This is a genomic window from Dyella sp. 01L423, assembly GCF_056399945.1.
On record NZ_JBFTSI010000001.1, the window covers coordinates 110275 to 126400 of the forward strand.

Here is a 16126-nt window from a genome sequence, read left to right on the forward strand (position 1 = left end):
GGCGGCGCCCAGGCTGCGCCATGTGCCGAAGGTCGCGCTAGCCGAACGGCCAGCCCGGGCGCCGGGCTCAGCCGAACAGCAGGGCAAACGCGAACAAGCCGATCATCACGAAGGAAAGCACCAGCTTCACGACGGTGCCAAACAACAGGCCCAGCCAGGTGGCCACGCCCACATGGGCCGAGCGCAGCACGCTGGTGCCCGAGGTCAGCTCACCCAGAAGGGCGCCCAGGAAGGGGCCGGCGATGAGGCCGGCGAGGCCGAAGAACATGCCCACCACGGTGCCGATGCCGGCGCCCCAGATCGCCCGCCGACTGGCGCCCACCCGCTTGGCGCCCAATGAGGCCGCGACGAAGTCCAGCGCGACGCCGATGACGCCCAGGACGCCGATGACCGCCAGCCACCACGTGCCCAGGTGCCGGTACTGGTCCACCGCCGCCGCCAGCCAGATGCCGCCGAAGATCATCGGTATGCCGGGCAAGGCAGGCAGGATGTTGCCGGCCAGGCCGCCGATCATCAGCAGGGCGGCCAGCACATACAGTGCAATCTCCAGCATGAGGTTCTCCGTGTCCGAGGGAGCCAGCATATCGGCATGGCGCGATTGGGTGACAATGAAGCACGGCCACCGCACGGAGCATCTGTGGATACCCCAGGCGACACGCTGCTCAAGTCCGATGAACTGGGTCGCATCGCAGTGACTGAGCGATACGGTGTGCGCATGATCCGCCGCGACGTCGACGCCGCCTGCTGGTGGGCACGCGCGTTCGCGCGCCGCGCCGCCGCGCGCGAAGCACGTGCGCTGAGCAAGCTCGATGGCGTGGACGGGGTGCCTGCGCTGCTGGGCTGGAACGGGCGCGAACTGCTGCGCAGCTATATCGCCGGCGCACCGATGCAACAGGCGCAACCCTGCGACCGCGCGTACTACCGCGATGCACTGCGCTTGCTGGCACGCCTGCACCGGCGAGGCATCGTGCACAACGATGCCGCCAAGGAACCGAACTGGCTGGTGGGTCTGGACGGGCGCCCTGCGCTGGTGGATTTCCAGCTCGCGTGGACGCGCGGCAGGCGCGGGGCGTTGTTCCGCGCGTTGGCGCGCGAAGACCTGCGTCACCTGCTTAAGCACAAGCGCACGTATTGCGCGCAAGCGTTGACCGCACGGCAGCTGCTGATCCTGCAAACACCTGCCCCGCATGCGCTGCTATGGCGCGCCACAGGCAAGCGCCTCTACAAACTGATCGCGCGACGCGTGTTCGGTTACTGGGACAACGAAGGCCAGGGCCGCGTGCGCCAGTGATGGTGCGTCGCCCCTTGTAGGAGCGCACCCTGTGCGCGAACGGCGCATCGCGCCGGCACTGCGTGCCGGTCGCGCACAAGTGCGCTCCTACAAGGTAGCGTCGGCCCCAAATCGCTCCAACAAAAACTCAATCATGCTGCGCAACTTCGCCGTAGGCCGGCGATCCTGCGCATACAGCAGATGCATCGGGGTCGACGGCGGCGCCCACTCGGGCAGCACCGCCATCAGGCGACCTTCGGCCAGATCCTCCGCCAGCAACACCTCCGGCTGCAGCACGATGCCGGCGCCGTGCAAGGCCGCGACACGCAAGGCATCGCCATGATCGACCGATAGCCGCCCCTGCACCGGCACGTCGCACTCCGCGCCGTCGGGGCCAAGCAAACGCCACTGATCGCGGCGACGCCAGTTGGTGAGGCCCAGGCAGGTGTGCTTGGAGAGCTCCTCGGGACGCGACGGATTTCCGTGCTTGGCGAGGTAATGGGGCGACGCGGCCAGCAGCATGCGATAGGGCTGCAGCGGGCGCGCGACCAGCTGGGGATCATCGACGGCGCCAATGCGAATGCCCAGCTCGTAGCCTTCGCTGACCAGGTCAAACACGCGATTGTCCAGCGACAGCTCCACGCTGACATCGGGAAAACGTTGCAGATAGTCGGTGAGTGCCGGTGTGAGTCGCCGGCTGCCGAAACTCATCGGCGCGGTGATGCGCAGCCGGCCGCGCGGCGTGGCCTGCAATTCGTGGGCGCTGCGCTCGGCCAGTTCCACATCGGCCAGTACCAGTTTGCAGCGCTCGTAATAGAGCCGGCCCACCTCGGTGAGCTGTTGCCGGCGCGTAGTGCGATGGAGCAGGCGCGCGCCCAACCGTTGCTCGATCGCGCGGATATGTTTGCCGGCCATGGTCGGCGACACCCCGCTGGCTTCCGCGGCCGCCGCGAAACTGCCGGTATCCACCACCCGCACGAACATCGCCATGCTTGCCAAGGTATCCATGATTGAAAACCCATGGTTTGGAATGCCTCGCATCATGGCACGTTTATTGTTACCGCCGCTCAGCGGACACTGAGGGCTTGGCGACCCATGCCGGGGCGCATCCACGAGGCTTCAGATGCGAATTCTTCTAGTCGGTGCCAGCGGCATCGTCGGCCAGGCAGTGGCGGGGGCGCTGGCGCCCCATCACGAACTCATTCTTGCCGGGCGTCACTCAGGCGATGCACGTGTCGATCTCACCGACATGGCGAGCGTCGAGCGCATGTACGCCGAAGTAGGTCAGCTCGACGCCGTGGTCACTGCCGCGGGCAGCGTGCATTTTGGCGAGCTGGTCAACACCACGCCCGGGCAATTCATGTCCGGGCTGCAGGACAAGCTGATGGGGCAGGTGAATGCCGTGATCGCCGGCATCGCGCACCTGCGTGATGGTGGTTCTTTCACGCTGACCAGCGGCATCACGGCGGAAGAGCCGATCAAGTTGGGGACGAATGCGACCACGGTGAATGCAGCGATTGAAGGCTTCGTGCGTTCGGCGGCTACGGAATTGCCGCGCGGTCTGCGCATCAATGCGGTGAGCGCCACCTTGCTCACCGAGGCGCTCGAGGCCTATGGGCCGTATTTCCCGGGTTTCGAAGCCGTGCCTGGCGCGCGCGTGGGCCAGGTGTATCGACGCAGCGTGGAAGGTGTGTTGACCGGCCGCGTCTACAAGATCTGGGAATAAGCGCGGCACCCAGAGAGAAAAGAACTGTGGGAGCGCACCCTGTGTGCGACAGACGCTGCGTTGTACCTCGACGCAAGGTCCGTCGCGCACAGGGTGCGCTCCCACAACAAGAGGTTCCGCGAAAATTCGGAAACGCGCTTATTTCTCGACGAACGCCCGCTCAATCACATAATCACCCGGTTCACGCGTACGCGGCGACACCTGAAAACCGCGCGTATCAAGCAGCGCACAGGTGTCGTCGAGCATCGAGGGGCTTCCGCACAGCATTACGCGGTCAATGGCCGGGTCGAGCGGCGGCAAGCCAATCGCGTTGCTCATCGCGCCATCGACGATGTTGTCAGTGATGCGCCCCTGGTTGCGGAACGCTTCGCGCGTCACCGTGGGGTAATAGATCAATTTGTCGCGCACCAGCTCGCCGAGGTACTCGTGCTGCGGCAGCTCGTTTTCGAGATAGTCCTGGTAGGCAAGATCGTTGACGTTGCGCACGCCGTGCGCGATCACGATCTTCTCGTAGCGATCATAGGTCTCCGGATCGCGCACCAGGCTCATGAACGGCGCCAGCCCCGTGCCCGTGCCCAGCAGATACAGATGCCTGCCCGGCTTGAGGTCGTTGAGCACCAGCGTGCCGGTGGGCTTGCGGCTGACGATCAGCGGGTCGCCCGGCTTGAGGTGCTGCAGGCGCGAGGTCAGCGGGCCGTTGGCCACCTTGATGCTGAAGAACTCCAGGTGTTCCTCGTAGTTGGCGCTGGCGATCGAATACGCGCGCATCAACGGACGGCCATCCACTTCCAGGCCGATCATCACGAACTGTCCGCTGTCGAAGCGGAAGCCCGGATCGCGCGTGGTGCGAAAGCTGAAGAGACTGTCGTTCCAGTGGTGCACGTCGATCACGTGCTCCGTCGCCAATGCCACCATTGCCGGTACCGTCCTAAAAATCTTGGGGAAGCTGCAGGCAGGGCACCGGCCAGGCCGGTACCGGACTCGTATGGGGAAGGCGGAACCCGCTGCGCCTGACGAGTGCTGCCCTGGGGGTGCAGCGAAGCCCGCATTATGCCATGGAGGCTTCGCAGCCCAGGACGCCGAACGTCGTGAGACCCGGTTTATTGCGTCAACCTGCCGCAGCGAAGGGACCGCGGGGAAACCAGGCGCCCGCGACCCACCGGGCCAAGCAAGTACAATAGGCCCCATGTCAGCCCTGATTTCCCCCTTGCGGCAGCCGATCCAGAAGGACGACTGGCGCCTCACCGTCGCGCCCATGATGGACTGGACGGACCGCCACTGCCGGTATTTCCACCGGCTGCTGTCGCCGCATGCGCGCCTGTATACCGAAATGGTGACCAGCGCCGCGCTCGTGCGTGGCAAGCAGCTGCGCCTGCTCGAACACAGCCAGCAGGAACACCCCGTGGCCCTGCAGCTGGGCGGCAGCGATCCGGCCGAGCTGGCCGTCGCTGCGCGATATGGCGCGGAGGCGGGCTACGACGAGATCAACCTCAACGTGGGTTGCCCGTCGGACCGCGTGCAATCGGGCCGCTTCGGCGCCTGCCTGATGCGCGAGCCGGCCCTGGTGGGCGATTGCGTGAAGGCCATGCGCGATGCGGTCGATATCGCGGTCACGGTCAAATGCCGCATTGGCGTGGACGACCAGGACGACTACGCCGACCTGCAGCACTTCACCGAGACGATGATCGCCGCCGGCGTGGAAGTGCTGGTGGTGCATGCGCGCAAGGCCTGGCTGCAAGGCCTGAGCCCCAAGGAAAACCGCGAGATCCCGCCACTGGACTACGAGCGCGTGTATCGCCTCAAGCGTGAATTTCCCGGCCTCGTGGTGGTCATCAACGGCGGTATCACCTCGGTGGAGCAGGTGCAGGCGCACCTGCAGCAGGTCGATGGCGTGATGCTGGGGCGCGCGGCGTATCACGACCCCTACCTGCTCGCCCAGGTCGAGGCCGCGCTCTACGACGAGCCGATGCCGACCCGGGAAGACGTGCTGCTGCGCCTGCGACCCTACGTCGAGGCCGAGCTGGCCCGTGGCACGGCGCTCAAGCACATCAGCCGCCATCTGCTGGGGCTGTACCAGGGCGAGCCCGGGGCTCGCGGCTTCCGTCGCCGGCTCAGCGAAGGCGCCCATCTGCCGGGGGCCGATTGGTCGCTAATGGAGCAGGCCATCGCACAACCGCGCATCGCCGCGTGACCGTTCAGGTTCGTCCGGCCTATATTCAGCCGCGATTCCATAGTCTGAACGCCGATGGATACCGTCCCCCTGCCGTTACCCCGGGCTTGTTTAACAAAATGAAAACAATCCTGCGTCCCCTGGCATGGCTGCTGGCACTGTCGACAGGCACCGCTGCCTGGGCGGCACAGTCCAACGAGCCATCCATGTCGCTGGAGCAGGCGGTAACCCAGGTGCAGCATGAAACCGGCGGCAAAGTACTGTCCGCCAGTACCGTACGGCGGGGCCGCAGTTCCTTCGAACACCGCGTGAAAGTGTTGACGCCCACCGGGCATGTACGCGTGGTGACCGTGACCACGGAGGCCAGCAAGGCGCCGGCTTCCAGTGATTCGACCAAGAACCCGTCCAGTGACGGTGGAAGCAACAAGGAGAAACACTGATGCGCATTCTTTTGGTTGAGGACGAGGCTCCCCTGCGCGAGACCCTCGCCGCCCGCCTGAAGCGCGATGGTTTTGCCGTCGATGCGGCCCAGGACGGTGAAGAGGGCATGTATCTCGGACGCGAAGTGCCCTTCGATCTGGCCATCATCGACTTGGGCCTGCCCAAGATGTCGGGCATGGACCTGATCAAGTCGCTGCGTGAAGCCGGCCAGCGTTACCCCATCCTGATCCTCACCGCCCGTGGCGGCTGGCAGGACAAGGTCGAAGGCCTCAAGCATGGCGCCGACGACTACCTGGTCAAGCCGTTCCACGTCGAAGAGTTGCTGGCGCGCATCAACGCGCTGGTGCGCCGCGCCAGCGGCTGGTCCAAGCCCATCCTGGCCTGCGGCCCGATCAAGCTGGACACCACCGCGCAGACTGTGACGGTGGAAGGCAAACCGGTCGACCTGACCAGCTATGAATACAAGGTGCTCGAATACCTGATGCTGCACGCCGGCGAGCTGGTCTCCAAGGCCGACCTCACCGAGCACATCTACCAGCAGGATTTCGATCGCGACTCCAACGTGCTGGAGGTCTTCATCGGCCGCCTGCGCAGGAAGCTGGACCCGGAAGGCAACCTCAAGCCCATCGAGACGGTACGTGGACGCGGATACCGCTTTGCCATCCCTCGCAGCGAAAGCGAAGACGAATGATCCATCGCCGCCGCGCCGCCCGCTGTCACTGGCGGGTCGTGCGGCGTTGGCGACGGGTTTTGTGCTGGCTGCGTTCCTGGGCGTGGTCGGTCTTACGCTCACCCGTACGGCAGCCGACAGCTCGCTGAAGGGGCTGCAGGATCGCCTGCAGAATTTTGTCGTGGCTTATCTCGCGGGCACCGAAGTCGGTCGCTCCGGCAAGGTGCTGCTGCCCGATACGCCGCCCGATCCGAGTTTCTCGCGGCCGGGCTCGGGCCTTTACGCCGTTGCCATCGGCGACAACGGCTTCAAGTGGGAGTCGCCGTCGGCGATTGGCCGCGACTTCGGCTTCCTGCATCCGCTCGCGCCCGGCGAAGAGCACTTCGTGGGCCCGGTCGATACGCGCATGGGGCGCTTGTACTACTACATCTACGGCGTGGCGCTCGACACCGCCGAGAAGAAATCGGTGCACCTCACCTTCATGGTGGCGCAGACCGAGGACCAGCTCGAAGGGAGCAGCGCAGTATTCCGGCGCAGCCTCGTATTCTGGCTGGCGTCGTTAGGTGTGATGCTGATCCTGCTACAGATGTTGTTGCTGCGCTGGAGCCTCACGCCGCTGCGCAAGGTCGCCAACGAAATGTCGCGCGTGGAGCGCGGCGAACGCGAACACCTGGGCGATCAGTACCCGCTCGAACTCACCGGCTTGACCGAACGCATCAATGCCTTCATCGACAGCGAACGCGAACAACGAGTGCGCACGCGCAATACGCTGGCCGATCTTGCGCACAGCCTGAAGACGCCGCTGGCGGTGATCCGCTCCAGTCTGGAAAGCGCCATCGCCCAATCGGCGCTGCGTGATCCGGTGCTCGAGCAAGTGCGCCGCATGGATGAGCTGGTGGCTTACCAGCTTGCGCGGGCCGCTACCTCCGGGCGCCAGACTTTCGCGACCACTGCGATTCCCATCGCCGGTCACGCCGAAGATCTGGTGCAGAGTCTGGAGAAGGTCTATGCCGCCAAGAACGTGTTGTGCGAATTCGATATCGACGACAACGCGGCGTTCTACGGCGAGCAGGGCGATCTGCTCGAACTGATGGGCAACCTGCTGGAGAACGCCTTCAAGTGGGCGCGCCACCAGGTGCTGCTGGTGGTGAAGATGCGCCCCGTCGCGGGCCGCCAGCGTCCGGGCTTGTGGTTGAGCGTCGAGGACGATGGTCCGGGCATCAACGACGACAAGATCGAGGCGGTGCTGCAGCGTGGCGTGCGCGGTGATGAGCGCGTGCAGGGGCACGGGATCGGTTTGTCGATCGTGCAGGACATTATTCGCGCTTATGGCGGCGAGTTGGTGGTGGATCGCTCGCCGGAGTTCAATGGGGCGCGGTTTAGTGTGACGTTTCCGCCGGGTTGAGTTTGGTCTTGATCTGTTCGGGTTTTTTTTTATCGTCATTCCTGCGAAGGCAGGAACCCAGCGACTGTTCGCTCGGTTGTCGCGATACCGCCAGCGTGCCGCCTACACGGCGGGCGTTTCGAACGGCTGCCGCCGCTCGAGTCACTTTTCTCTTGCTGGCCCAAGAGAAAAGTAACCCAAAGAGAATGGCCTCAAGGGCTGGCAGCATTACGTTGGGATAAGCCCGAACGCCTGAGGCAGGTCGTTGCTTGGCAACCTCCGCCGCTACATAGCGGGTAGTTCAAAGCGCTTCGGAACGCGCCATGGCGCTGAGGACTTAGAGCGACGCCTCGCTGCGCATCGGCCTCAGCCAGTCCCCTCTGTCGTGACGGCGCTTGTCTGTGGGAGCGCACCCTGTGCGCGACAGCCACGCCTGGGTGTACCGCTCCGTAGGTTTGTCGCGCACAGGGTGCGCTCCCACAAATAGCGTCGCGCAATCTTCAATCCGCAATCCACGGCGAGCGTCCCCTTGTAGGGGCGCACCATGTGCGCGACCGCAGCGCTGCGATGTACCGCTCCGTAGGCTTGTCGCGCACAGGGTGCGCTCACACAGTTGCCTGCTGTGGATGGCCGCGTTTACGCAGTATCAAACCAGCGCAGGCGACGGTCCGTAATACGCCTCGAGCAATCCCGCGACGGCAGCGTCCGCGCGACGCAGCACTGAGGGTTGCGACCAATGCAGCTCACTCACCACGGCAAAAAATTCGTCGGGACTCTCTGCAGCGTACGGATCGATCAACGTGTCCCGTCCACGCGCCACATCATTCGACAACAGATCAAACGCGCGCTGGAACGCGACAATCCATTGGCGCCGAGGAATGTTGGCCGGCAGCAGCGGCACGCCATCAGGCGGCCCGTCGAGCATGTCGAGTTTGTGGGCGATCTCGTGCACGACCACGTTGTAGCCGTCCCACGGATGGGCAAGGTCGAGTTGCACGTCGGCAAGCGACAACACCAGCGGGCCGTGTTCCCACGCTTCACCGATCAGCACATCTTCGCTTTCAGTCACCACGCCGCTGCGGTCATCGTGATGGCTGCGTTTCACCCGGAACTCGCCGGGATACACCAGGATGTCGCGCCAGCCGCGCAAGTTGCGCGGGCCTTGGCGCAGCACGGGCAGGCAAGCCTGCATGGCGATCAGGGCGCAGTCGGCATTGGACAGATCGACGCCGCCCAGCGGATGGAAGCGCTTGCGTGCCAGAAACACACCTACAAGCCGACGCAGCTCGTTCTGACGGGAGTGGTCGAGACGTTGCGCCAGCGGACAACCATCCAGCGCAATGCGCCAGGGTTCGTCAGCAAGCGGGGGAGGCGTGACATAGGCGCGTAAGCGCCGCCACCAGGCAGCCGACACGGGTTGGTGTCGTTACTGGATGGAGCCCGGCAACAAGGACTGCCAGCCGATATGGTTCTGGCGGCTGCGCGGCGCGCGAGCCGGGGCCGTGGTGGGGCAGTTGTCGCTGGACGAAGAAGAGGCGGCAGGGGCGGTGTTGGCCTCGCGCGACAGACCCAGGGCATCGCCCCCGCTGCCGCTGGCGCCGTCGTGGCTGCCGGAGCCCGTGTCCACGGTGCGCTGCATGGAGCTCAGATCCTGGCCGTCCGCATCCATGGCCGATGCAGCGCTGACGCTGCCGACGCATAAAATACAGCCAAGTAAGAACTTCCCGACGCCCATGGCGGCTCAACCCCTTGATCCGCAATCGAAGAGCCCGATGCTGGCAGAAAAACCGCGGTGATACCAGTGCCTGCGTAACCCTCATGCAAGGCTTGCGAGTCCCAGAAGTCATGGAGTTCGAACGGCGCCGCGACCGGCTTCGAACTCCCTCGGCAGGCTAGAATCGTTGAATGTCACGCTCTCTGATCCTGTCCCCAGCTCGCCACGGACGCCGCCAACGCGGTCGACCGGCGCGGAATGCCGCCTGATGCAGGCGCAAGACTTGCTCGTGGCGCTGGCAAATGGCGGCATGGTGTCGGGCGCCCAACTGGCCGAACGCGCGGGCGTAACCCGTGCGGCCATCTGGAAGCAGGTCGAGGCGCTGCGCGCTCGCGGCGTACCGGTGGAATCGCGCGGCACGGCCGGCTACTGCCTGCCTTGGCCGGTACAGTTGCTGCACCTGCCCACGCTGCGCGACTTGCTGCCTGGCGCGCTCGGCAAACGCCTGGGCACGCTGGAGCTGCATTGGGAGATCGACTCGACTTCCAGTGAGATCCAGCGCCGCCAGGGCGATCTGCCCGACCTGAGCATGGTGCTGGCGGAAACCCAGACCGCGGGGCGCGGCCGTCGCGGCCGTTCGTGGCTGTCGCCGCCGGGCCTCAATGTGTACCTGTCATGCCTCAAGCGTTTCGATGGCGGCTTTGCCGCGCTGTCGGGACTGTCGCTGGCCGTCGGTGTGATCGTGATGCGCACGCTCGCTGCCTTGGGCATCGAGGGTGCCGGTTTGAAATGGCCCAACGATGTGCTGAGCGACGGCGGCAAGCTCGCTGGCATCCTGGTCGAACTCGGCGGCGAATATCAGGGACCTTGCGCAGCGATTATCGGCGTGGGTTTGAACGTCCGTCTCACCGCGGCCCTGCACGAACAGGCAGGCCAGCCGGTGAACGATCTCGCCACGCTGGCGGGCCGGGCGCCCGATCGCAATCGCGTGGCGGCTGCATTGATGGCGGCTTTGGCAGAAGGGCTCGAACAGTTCGAGCGCGACGGCTTCGCGGCCTTCGTCGATGAATACGCACGCTATGACCTGCTGCGCGGCAAACCGCTGCGCGTGCAGGGTCCACAGGCCATGCTGGAAGGCGTGGGCGCGGGCGTGGATGCGCGCGGCGCCTTGCTGCTGCAGGCTGCGGATGGCCTGCATCGCATCGACAGCGCCGACGTCACGGTGCGTCGCGCATGAGACTCCTGCTCGATCTCGGCAACACGCGTCTGAAGTGGGCGCTGCGCGAGGGCACGCAGTGGCGCGAGCAAGGCGCTGTTGCTTGGAACGAGGACGTTGCGCTGGTGCTGCATGAAGCGTGGCGGCAGCTGCCGATACCCATCGATGTGTTTGGTGCGTCGGTGGTGGATGGCACCCGCGAAGCGCAGATCGCCGCCGTGGTGTCGACCTGTTTTGCGCGAACCACTACCTGGCTGCGCACACCGGGGGAAGCCTGTGGCGTACGCAACGCCTATGCCGAACCGGGCCGTCTGGGCGTGGATCGTTTTCTCGGCATGGTGGCAGCTCGCGCCGAAGGGCTGTCCCCCTGTGTGCTGGCCGGCGTGGGCACCGCGCTCACCCTCGACGCGCTCGACGCACATGGCCGCCATCTTGGCGGCTTGATCGCACCGGGACCGCAGTTGATGCAGCAGGCGCTGCTGGGCGCGACCGCGCGCGTGCTGGTCGACCGCCCCGGCGAGGTGCTGGACGTGGCCGATAACACGCCAGATGCCGTGGCATCGGGTTGCTGGCAGGCGGCGGCGGCGCTGGTGGAACGCTTTGTCGCGCACATGTCCGCACCGCTGGGCGGTTCGCCGCAGCTGATTCTGGGCGGTGGCGATGCCGAGGCGCTGGCGCCGTTGATCGCCCATCCGGCACGACTGAGCCAGGACAGCGTGCTGCGCGGATTGTCCGTGTGGTCCGACGCACATTCACCCACCGGGCAGGCTCCCTAAAATGCCCGCTCTCCCGCCGCTTGCCTGACGGATCCCCGATGTTCCTGCGCCTGCTCTTTGTCCTGCTGATCGCGCTCAATATTGCGGTAGGCGCGTGGCTGCTGCTCGGCCAGGACGACGCGCACGGCCGCAGCGCGACCGATGCCGGCGTACCCGAACTGCACCTGCTGAGCGAGCGCCCTCCGGCCCCCTCGAGCGTACCCACGCCGGCCTCGCCTGCGACGAGCATCGGCGCAGCGGCGGCGGCTACCGCAGCAGGCCCGGCCTCCAATGCAGCGCCGGTGGCGCAGGCCGTCGCTCCCGCGCCAGTGCCGCCACCGCCACCGTCGCGACCCAACACCTATACCTGCATGGCCCTGGGTCCATTTGCCACGCAAGTCGACATGCGCAACGCGCGCAGTGCCCTGACCAGTCAGGCCGCACGCATGCGTCAGCGCCAGGAGCAGACCACGCAGACCACCGGGTGGTGGGTCTACCTGCCGGGTGGCGGTAGCCGCGACAAGGCGCTGGAGCTGGGCCGTCGTCTGGCCGCCGCCAATGTCGGCGAATACTTCGTGGTCAGCTCGGGCGATCAGTCCAACACCATTTCGCTGGGCCTGTTCAAGGATCCCGCCAACGCGCGCCGCCGCCGCGAGCAGGTGGTCGCCGCCGGCTTCCCCGCCCAGATGACCGAGCGCACCGAAAGCGTGGCCGAGTACTGGCTGGACGTGGTGATCGCCGACAACGGCCACACCGACTGGCGCAACCGTGTGCGCGGCGTGGGTTCGCATAGCACGGGCTGCTTCTGAGGCCTTTGGCGTTGCACCGTGGGGGCCTGTTAGACTTCGCTACTTCGCCGGCATAGCTCAGTTGGTAGAGCAACTGATTTGTAATCAGTAGGTCGCGGGTTCGACTCCTGCTGCCGGCACCAGATCGAGGGTTTCCCGCATGCTCAAGGCCCATCTGGCCGCATTGCTGATGCTGGCGGGCATGGGTACTGCCACGGCGGCAGATGCGCCATACGACGCCTCGCAACTGCTGCAGCGCCAGCAGGCCGGGCAGGCGCCCGTGCTGCTTGATGTGCGCGAGTCCGACGAATACCTCGACGGCCACATTGCAGGCGCCCTCAATATCCCCGTCGACCAGCTGGCGAGCCGCGCCGGCGTTCTCGGCGTGCCCCGCGACAGCGAGATCGTGGTGTATTGCGTCTCCGGAAAGCGCGCCGCCAGGGCGCAGGAAACGCTTACATCGCTGGGCTATACCCATGTGCGCCAGTTGGATGGCAGTTTGAACACATGGCGGCACCGTCGTCTGCCTCTGGCACACTAGGACGACTCGTATTCCGCTTTGACACTGCAGGTTTTCATGGTCAACAAGGCACTCTCCCTGATCGGCGTTCCCACGGACATTGGCGCGGGACATCGCGGCGCGTCCATGGGTCCGGAAGCACTGCGCGTAGCGAACCTCGCCGCTCGGCTCGCCAAGCGCGGGCTGGAGGTGGTCGATCGCGGCAACCTGCAGGGACCGCTCAATCCGTGGCAGCCGCCGGTGAACGGCTATCGCCACCTGCCCGAAGTGGTGGCGTGGAACCAGGCCGTGCATGAGGCGATCTATGCCGAACTCACCGCCGGTCGCGTGCCGGTGATGCTGGGTGGCGATCATTGTCTGGCGATCGGTTCGATCAGCGCCATCGCGCGCCATTGCCGCGAGACGGGCAAGACGCTGCGCGTGCTGTGGCTGGACGCCCACGCCGATTTCAACACGGCCGATGCCACGCCCTCGGGCAATATCCACGGCATGCCGGTGGCGTGCCTGTGCGGCAATGGGCCGAAGGAATTGGTCGAGATGGGCGGCCATGTGCCGGCTACTTCTCCGGCGGCGTTCCGCCAGATCGGCATCCGTTCGGTGGATGAAGGCGAAAAGCGCCTCGTGCGCGAGTCGCAGGTGAGCATCTTCGACATGCGCCACATCGACGAAGTGGGCATGAAGCGCACCATGGAAGAAGCCCTCGCCGGCGTGGACGAGAACACACATCTGCATGTCAGCTTCGACGTGGACTTCCTCGACCCGACCATCGCGCCGGGCGTGGGCACCACCGTGCGCGGCGGCCCGAACTATCGCGAGGCACAGCTGTGCATGGAGATGATCGCGGACAGTGGCCGCGTCAGTTCTCTGGACATCGTCGAACTCAATCCCGCCTTCGACAAGAAGAACCAGACCGCGCGCCTGGCCGTGGACCTGGTGGAATCGCTGTTCGGCAAGTCCACCCTGATCCGCTGATCGCCAACACCAAACAATACGAAGAAACCAGCACATGAAGACCCGCGTACTTACCGGCATCACCACCACCGGCACGCCACACCTGGGCAATTACGTCGGCGCGATCCGCCCGGCCGTCGCCGCGAGCAAGCGCGACGACGTGGATGCGTTCTACTTCATGGCCGACTACCACGCGCTGATCAAGAGCGACGATCCCGCGCGCATCGAACGTTCGCGGCTGGAGATTGCCGCCACGTGGCTAGCCGCCGGCCTGGATCCGCAGAAGGTCACGTTTTATCGCCAGTCCGATATTCCGGAAATCCCCGAGCTGACCTGGTTCCTCACCTGTGTCACCGCGAAGGGCTTGCTCAATCGCGCGCATGCGTACAAGGCGTCCGTGGACAAGAACACGGAAACCGGCGAGGACGCGGATGCCGGTATCACCGCGGGCCTGTACATGTATCCGGTGCTGATGGCCGCCGACATTCTCGCGTTCAACGCGAACAAAGTGCCGGTGGGTCGCGATCAGATCCAGCACATCGAGATGGCGCGCGATATCGCGCAGCGCTTCAACCATATCTACGGCCGCGAATTCTTTGCGTTGCCCGAAGTGGTGATCGAGGAACAGGTGGCGACCTTGCCTGGACTCGATGGCCGCAAGATGTCCAAGAGCTACGACAACACCATTCCGCTGTTCGCGGGTGGGCAGAAGCATCTGCGCGATTCCATCATGCGCATCGTCACCGATTCGCGCCTGCCGGGCGAAGCGAAGGATCCGGACAGCTCCTCGCTGTTCACCATCTTCCGCGCGTTCGCCAGCGAGGCCGAATCCACTGCGTTCCGCCAGGCGCTGGTGGACGGACTGGGTTGGGGCGAGGCCAAGCAGGTGTTGTTCGAGCGCCTGGAAGTGGATGTCGCGCCGATGCGCGAAAGCTACAACGCCTTGATGGCGCGCCCCGCCGTGATCGAGGAGATCCTGCAGGAAGGCGCCAAGAAGGCACGCGCGATTGCCGCGCCCAAGATTGCCGAGCTTCGCGATGCGATTGGCCTGCGTTCGGGCGCGTCGGTGGCGTCGGGCTCGGGCGATGCCAAGGCCGCCGCCGCGAAGGGCGCCAAGTCGGCGCGTTTCGCCAGCTTCCGCGATGCCGATGGCAGTTTCCGTTTCCGCCTGTTCTCCGCCGATGGCGAAGAGCTGTTGCTGTCGCGTTCGTTTGCCGATCCGAAGGCCGCCGGCGCCATGCAGAAGCGCATCAAGGAACTGGGCAGCGTATCGGCCGTACTGCAGGTGCAGCCGCAGGCCTTGGTGCTTGAGATCGACGGCGACGAGGTCGGCGCCACGCCGGCTTACGACGGCGAGCAGGCCCGCGACGAAGCGCTCGGCCGCCTGCGCGGCGCGCTCGATCAACTGGCTGCGCAGGAATAACGCGCCCCCGGCTTTCAAGGAGAGAACTGACGTATGCGTTATCTGGCCATCCTTATGCTCGCGCCCTGGTTGCTGATCTTGGGCTGGGCGTTCTGGTCCTATCCCAAGAGCCTGCCGCGCACGCGCCTGCGCCGCTACTTCGACGTGGCGGCCTTGCTGCTCGCTGCGTTCGCCGCGGTGGAGTGTGCAAGCACGGCGTTCGACACCGCCACGGTGCCCACGGTGGGCCAGTACGGGCCATCCAGCGGCGCCATCTGGCAGCAGGTGCTGCCGGCGCTCTACGGTTACGGCGCATGCGTCGTGGTATTGGTGCTGGCGCTGATCGTGCGCCAGCTCGTATGGCGCCCTCACGCGCACTGAAGCAGGAAACGACCATGCAAGACGCCGATCTCCAGCGATACCTCCTGCGCCTGTTCGAACGTCATGACGTCGAACTGGAACCGGACGAAGAGTGGCTGATGACGGACGGCGATTTTCCCGCCGTGCGCGCCAGCTGGTTTGAAGGCGCCGCTGGCGAACCCGGTCGCCTCGATATCGACGTGGTGATCAGCGAGGATCGCCATATCGAAGAGAGTTTCGCCGGCGTCGGCGGTAGCGAAGCCGGTTGCCTGGATGCCTTGCGCGCGTTCGAACACGGCGTGTTCCATGTACTGCTGGCGGCATGCTGGTATGTCACTGACGTTCGCCGCATGCAGCTGCAGAGCTGGGATTTTGGCATCCGCACATGGGATGTCTTCGTCGCGCCATGGCTGTCGAGTCAGGATGGTGTTGAACCGCCTGCCGGATTGGTAGCCCAGCTGCGCACGGCGCTGCAGAACGAGTCGTTGAATCCGGAGCTGCATTGGGTGCGGCTGTTTTATCGTCGTGGCGACGATGGCGCCGTCACTGCCGAAGCCTTGCTCGACAATGCTGCGTGGCCGGCCGGTGATCGGCTGTTGGCGTCGCTGTCGTGGCCTGCGGCGGAGAAGGGTTACAGCGTTCGCGGGTTTGTGGCGCTGGATATTCGCGATTACTGAGGCGGCATAGTTGATCTCCTGTGGGAGCGCACCCTGTGCGCGACAAGCCTACGGAGCGGTAACGACATGGCGCCGCGGTCGC

General features: G+C 65.3%; 19 protein-coding genes and 1 tRNA gene. 15 read left to right on the plus strand and 5 right to left on the minus strand.

Annotation, left to right across the window (positions count from 1 at the left end):
* Positions 1–67: 67 nt before the first annotated feature.
* Positions 68–550, minus strand: coding sequence for a DUF456 domain-containing protein (locus AC1DMY_RS00495; RefSeq protein WP_477164165.1), 483 nt, complete (start codon positions 548–550; stop codon positions 68–70).
* A gap of 39 nt (positions 551–589) precedes the next feature.
* On the opposite strand from AC1DMY_RS00495, the gene AC1DMY_RS00500 reads away from it, so the two are divergent.
* Positions 590–1291, plus strand: a complete 702-nt coding sequence (locus AC1DMY_RS00500) for a protein kinase family protein (RefSeq protein ID WP_477163099.1) — start codon at positions 590–592, stop codon at positions 1289–1291.
* An 87-nt stretch (positions 1292–1378) separates the two neighbouring features.
* Here the strand turns inward: AC1DMY_RS00500 and AC1DMY_RS00505 are convergent, their stop codons facing one another.
* Positions 1379–2278 (minus strand): LysR family transcriptional regulator, encoded by a 900-nt coding sequence (locus AC1DMY_RS00505; protein WP_477163100.1) that lies wholly within the window; start codon positions 2276–2278, stop codon positions 1379–1381.
* 115 nt (positions 2279–2393) lie between these two features.
* Between AC1DMY_RS00505 and AC1DMY_RS00510 the strand changes: the two genes are divergently transcribed.
* The gene (locus tag AC1DMY_RS00510) at positions 2394–2996 is read left to right on the plus strand and encodes a short chain dehydrogenase (protein ID WP_477163101.1); all 603 of its coding nucleotides are present in this window, start codon (positions 2394–2396) and stop codon (positions 2994–2996) included.
* Positions 2997–3134: 138 nt separating this feature from the next.
* On the opposite strand, the gene AC1DMY_RS00515 is transcribed toward AC1DMY_RS00510, so the two are convergent.
* Positions 3135–3911 carry a ferredoxin--NADP reductase gene (locus AC1DMY_RS00515; RefSeq protein WP_477163102.1) on the minus strand — a complete coding sequence of 259 codons (777 nt, stop codon included), beginning with the start codon at positions 3909–3911 and terminating at the stop codon, positions 3135–3137.
* Between the two features lie 271 nt (positions 3912–4182).
* Between AC1DMY_RS00515 and dusA the strand changes: the two genes are divergently transcribed.
* The 4 genes from dusA to AC1DMY_RS00535 all read left to right on the plus strand — a co-directional run bounded on the left by dusA (position 4183) and on the right by AC1DMY_RS00535 (position 7682).
* Entirely contained in the window at positions 4183–5187 is a 1005-nt protein-coding gene (gene dusA / locus AC1DMY_RS00520) for a tRNA dihydrouridine(20/20a) synthase DusA (protein ID WP_477163103.1), read from the plus strand.
* A gap of 98 nt (positions 5188–5285) precedes the next feature.
* Positions 5286–5606 (plus strand): PepSY domain-containing protein, encoded by a 321-nt coding sequence (locus tag AC1DMY_RS00525; RefSeq protein WP_477163104.1) that lies wholly within the window; start codon positions 5286–5288, stop codon positions 5604–5606.
* Positions 5606–6298: a response regulator transcription factor gene (locus AC1DMY_RS00530; protein WP_046971280.1), complete on the plus strand. Its 693-nt coding sequence runs from the start codon at positions 5606–5608 to the stop codon at positions 6296–6298. The genes AC1DMY_RS00525 and AC1DMY_RS00530 overlap by 1 nt, the downstream gene beginning before the upstream one ends.
* Positions 6264–7682 (plus strand): ATP-binding protein, encoded by a 1419-nt coding sequence (locus tag AC1DMY_RS00535; RefSeq protein WP_477163105.1) that lies wholly within the window; start codon positions 6264–6266, stop codon positions 7680–7682. The genes AC1DMY_RS00530 and AC1DMY_RS00535 overlap by 35 nt, the downstream gene beginning before the upstream one ends.
* 625 nt (positions 7683–8307) lie before the next feature.
* On the opposite strand, the gene AC1DMY_RS00540 is transcribed toward AC1DMY_RS00535, so the two are convergent.
* Together AC1DMY_RS00540 and AC1DMY_RS00545 are read right to left on the minus strand one after the other, a co-directional pair.
* Positions 8308–9075: a M90 family metallopeptidase gene (locus AC1DMY_RS00540; protein WP_477163106.1), complete on the minus strand. Its 768-nt coding sequence runs from the start codon at positions 9073–9075 to the stop codon at positions 8308–8310.
* A gap of 12 nt (positions 9076–9087) precedes the next feature.
* Positions 9088–9300 (minus strand): hypothetical protein, encoded by a 213-nt coding sequence (locus AC1DMY_RS00545; protein WP_477163107.1) that lies wholly within the window; start codon positions 9298–9300, stop codon positions 9088–9090.
* Between the two features lie 343 nt (positions 9301–9643).
* On the opposite strand from AC1DMY_RS00545, the gene AC1DMY_RS00550 reads away from it, so the two are divergent.
* From AC1DMY_RS00550 to AC1DMY_RS00590, 9 genes are all read left to right on the plus strand, one after another.
* On the plus strand, positions 9644–10612 hold the full coding sequence (locus tag AC1DMY_RS00550; RefSeq protein WP_477163108.1) for a biotin--[acetyl-CoA-carboxylase] ligase: 969 nt from the start codon (positions 9644–9646) through the stop codon (positions 10610–10612).
* On the plus strand, positions 10609–11367 hold the full coding sequence (locus AC1DMY_RS00555) for a type III pantothenate kinase (RefSeq protein ID WP_477163109.1): 759 nt from the start codon (positions 10609–10611) through the stop codon (positions 11365–11367). The genes AC1DMY_RS00550 and AC1DMY_RS00555 overlap by 4 nt, the downstream gene beginning before the upstream one ends.
* Before the next feature lie 38 nt (positions 11368–11405).
* Positions 11406–12155 (plus strand): SPOR domain-containing protein, encoded by a 750-nt coding sequence (locus AC1DMY_RS00560; protein WP_477163110.1) that lies wholly within the window; start codon positions 11406–11408, stop codon positions 12153–12155.
* Positions 12156–12201: 46 nt separating this feature from the next.
* Positions 12202–12277 (plus strand) — tRNA-Thr (locus AC1DMY_RS00565).
* Positions 12278–12294: 17 nt separating this feature from the next.
* Positions 12295–12675, plus strand: coding sequence for a rhodanese-like domain-containing protein (locus AC1DMY_RS00570; protein WP_477163111.1), 381 nt, complete (start codon positions 12295–12297; stop codon positions 12673–12675).
* A gap of 36 nt (positions 12676–12711) precedes the next feature.
* The gene (gene rocF, locus AC1DMY_RS00575) at positions 12712–13626 is read left to right on the plus strand and encodes an arginase (RefSeq protein WP_477163112.1); all 915 of its coding nucleotides are present in this window, start codon (positions 12712–12714) and stop codon (positions 13624–13626) included.
* A gap of 34 nt (positions 13627–13660) precedes the next feature.
* Positions 13661–15028 (plus strand): tryptophan--tRNA ligase, encoded by a 1368-nt coding sequence (locus AC1DMY_RS00580; protein ID WP_477163113.1) that lies wholly within the window; start codon positions 13661–13663, stop codon positions 15026–15028.
* A gap of 33 nt (positions 15029–15061) precedes the next feature.
* Entirely contained in the window at positions 15062–15388 is a 327-nt protein-coding gene (locus tag AC1DMY_RS00585) for a hypothetical protein (protein WP_121877849.1), read from the plus strand.
* A gap of 14 nt (positions 15389–15402) precedes the next feature.
* On the plus strand, positions 15403–16044 hold the full coding sequence (locus tag AC1DMY_RS00590; RefSeq protein ID WP_477163114.1) for a DUF6348 family protein: 642 nt from the start codon (positions 15403–15405) through the stop codon (positions 16042–16044).
* The last annotated feature ends 82 nt before the right edge of the window (positions 16045–16126 follow it).

Bases quoted from the DNA above. Each gene is read 5' to 3' on its own strand.
- AC1DMY_RS00500 (WP_477163099.1), top strand. From the start codon at position 590: ATGGCGCGATTGGGTGACAATGAAGCACGGCCACCGCACGGAGCATCT.
- AC1DMY_RS00505 (WP_477163100.1), bottom strand. From the start codon at position 2,278: ATGGATACCTTGGCAAGCATGGCGATGTTCGTGCGGGTGGTGGATACC.
- AC1DMY_RS00510 (WP_477163101.1), top strand. From the start codon at position 2,394: ATGCGAATTCTTCTAGTCGGTGCCAGCGGCATCGTCGGCCAGGCAGTG.
- AC1DMY_RS00515 (WP_477163102.1), bottom strand. From the start codon at position 3,911: ATGGTGGCATTGGCGACGGAGCACGTGATCGACGTGCACCACTGGAAC.
- dusA (WP_477163103.1), top strand. From the start codon at position 4,183: ATGTCAGCCCTGATTTCCCCCTTGCGGCAGCCGATCCAGAAGGACGAC.
- AC1DMY_RS00525 (WP_477163104.1), top strand. From the start codon at position 5,286: ATGAAAACAATCCTGCGTCCCCTGGCATGGCTGCTGGCACTGTCGACA.
- AC1DMY_RS00530 (WP_046971280.1), top strand. From the start codon at position 5,606: ATGCGCATTCTTTTGGTTGAGGACGAGGCTCCCCTGCGCGAGACCCTC.
- AC1DMY_RS00545 (WP_477163107.1), bottom strand. From the start codon at position 9,300: ATGCAGCGCACCGTGGACACGGGCTCCGGCAGCCACGACGGCGCCAGC.
- AC1DMY_RS00550 (WP_477163108.1), top strand. From the start codon at position 9,644: ATGCAGGCGCAAGACTTGCTCGTGGCGCTGGCAAATGGCGGCATGGTG.
- AC1DMY_RS00555 (WP_477163109.1), top strand. From the start codon at position 10,609: ATGAGACTCCTGCTCGATCTCGGCAACACGCGTCTGAAGTGGGCGCTG.
- AC1DMY_RS00560 (WP_477163110.1), top strand. From the start codon at position 11,406: ATGTTCCTGCGCCTGCTCTTTGTCCTGCTGATCGCGCTCAATATTGCG.
- AC1DMY_RS00570 (WP_477163111.1), top strand. From the start codon at position 12,295: ATGCTCAAGGCCCATCTGGCCGCATTGCTGATGCTGGCGGGCATGGGT.
- rocF (WP_477163112.1), top strand. From the start codon at position 12,712: ATGGTCAACAAGGCACTCTCCCTGATCGGCGTTCCCACGGACATTGGC.
- AC1DMY_RS00580 (WP_477163113.1), top strand. From the start codon at position 13,661: ATGAAGACCCGCGTACTTACCGGCATCACCACCACCGGCACGCCACAC.
- AC1DMY_RS00585 (WP_121877849.1), top strand. From the start codon at position 15,062: ATGCGTTATCTGGCCATCCTTATGCTCGCGCCCTGGTTGCTGATCTTG.
- AC1DMY_RS00590 (WP_477163114.1), top strand. From the start codon at position 15,403: ATGCAAGACGCCGATCTCCAGCGATACCTCCTGCGCCTGTTCGAACGT.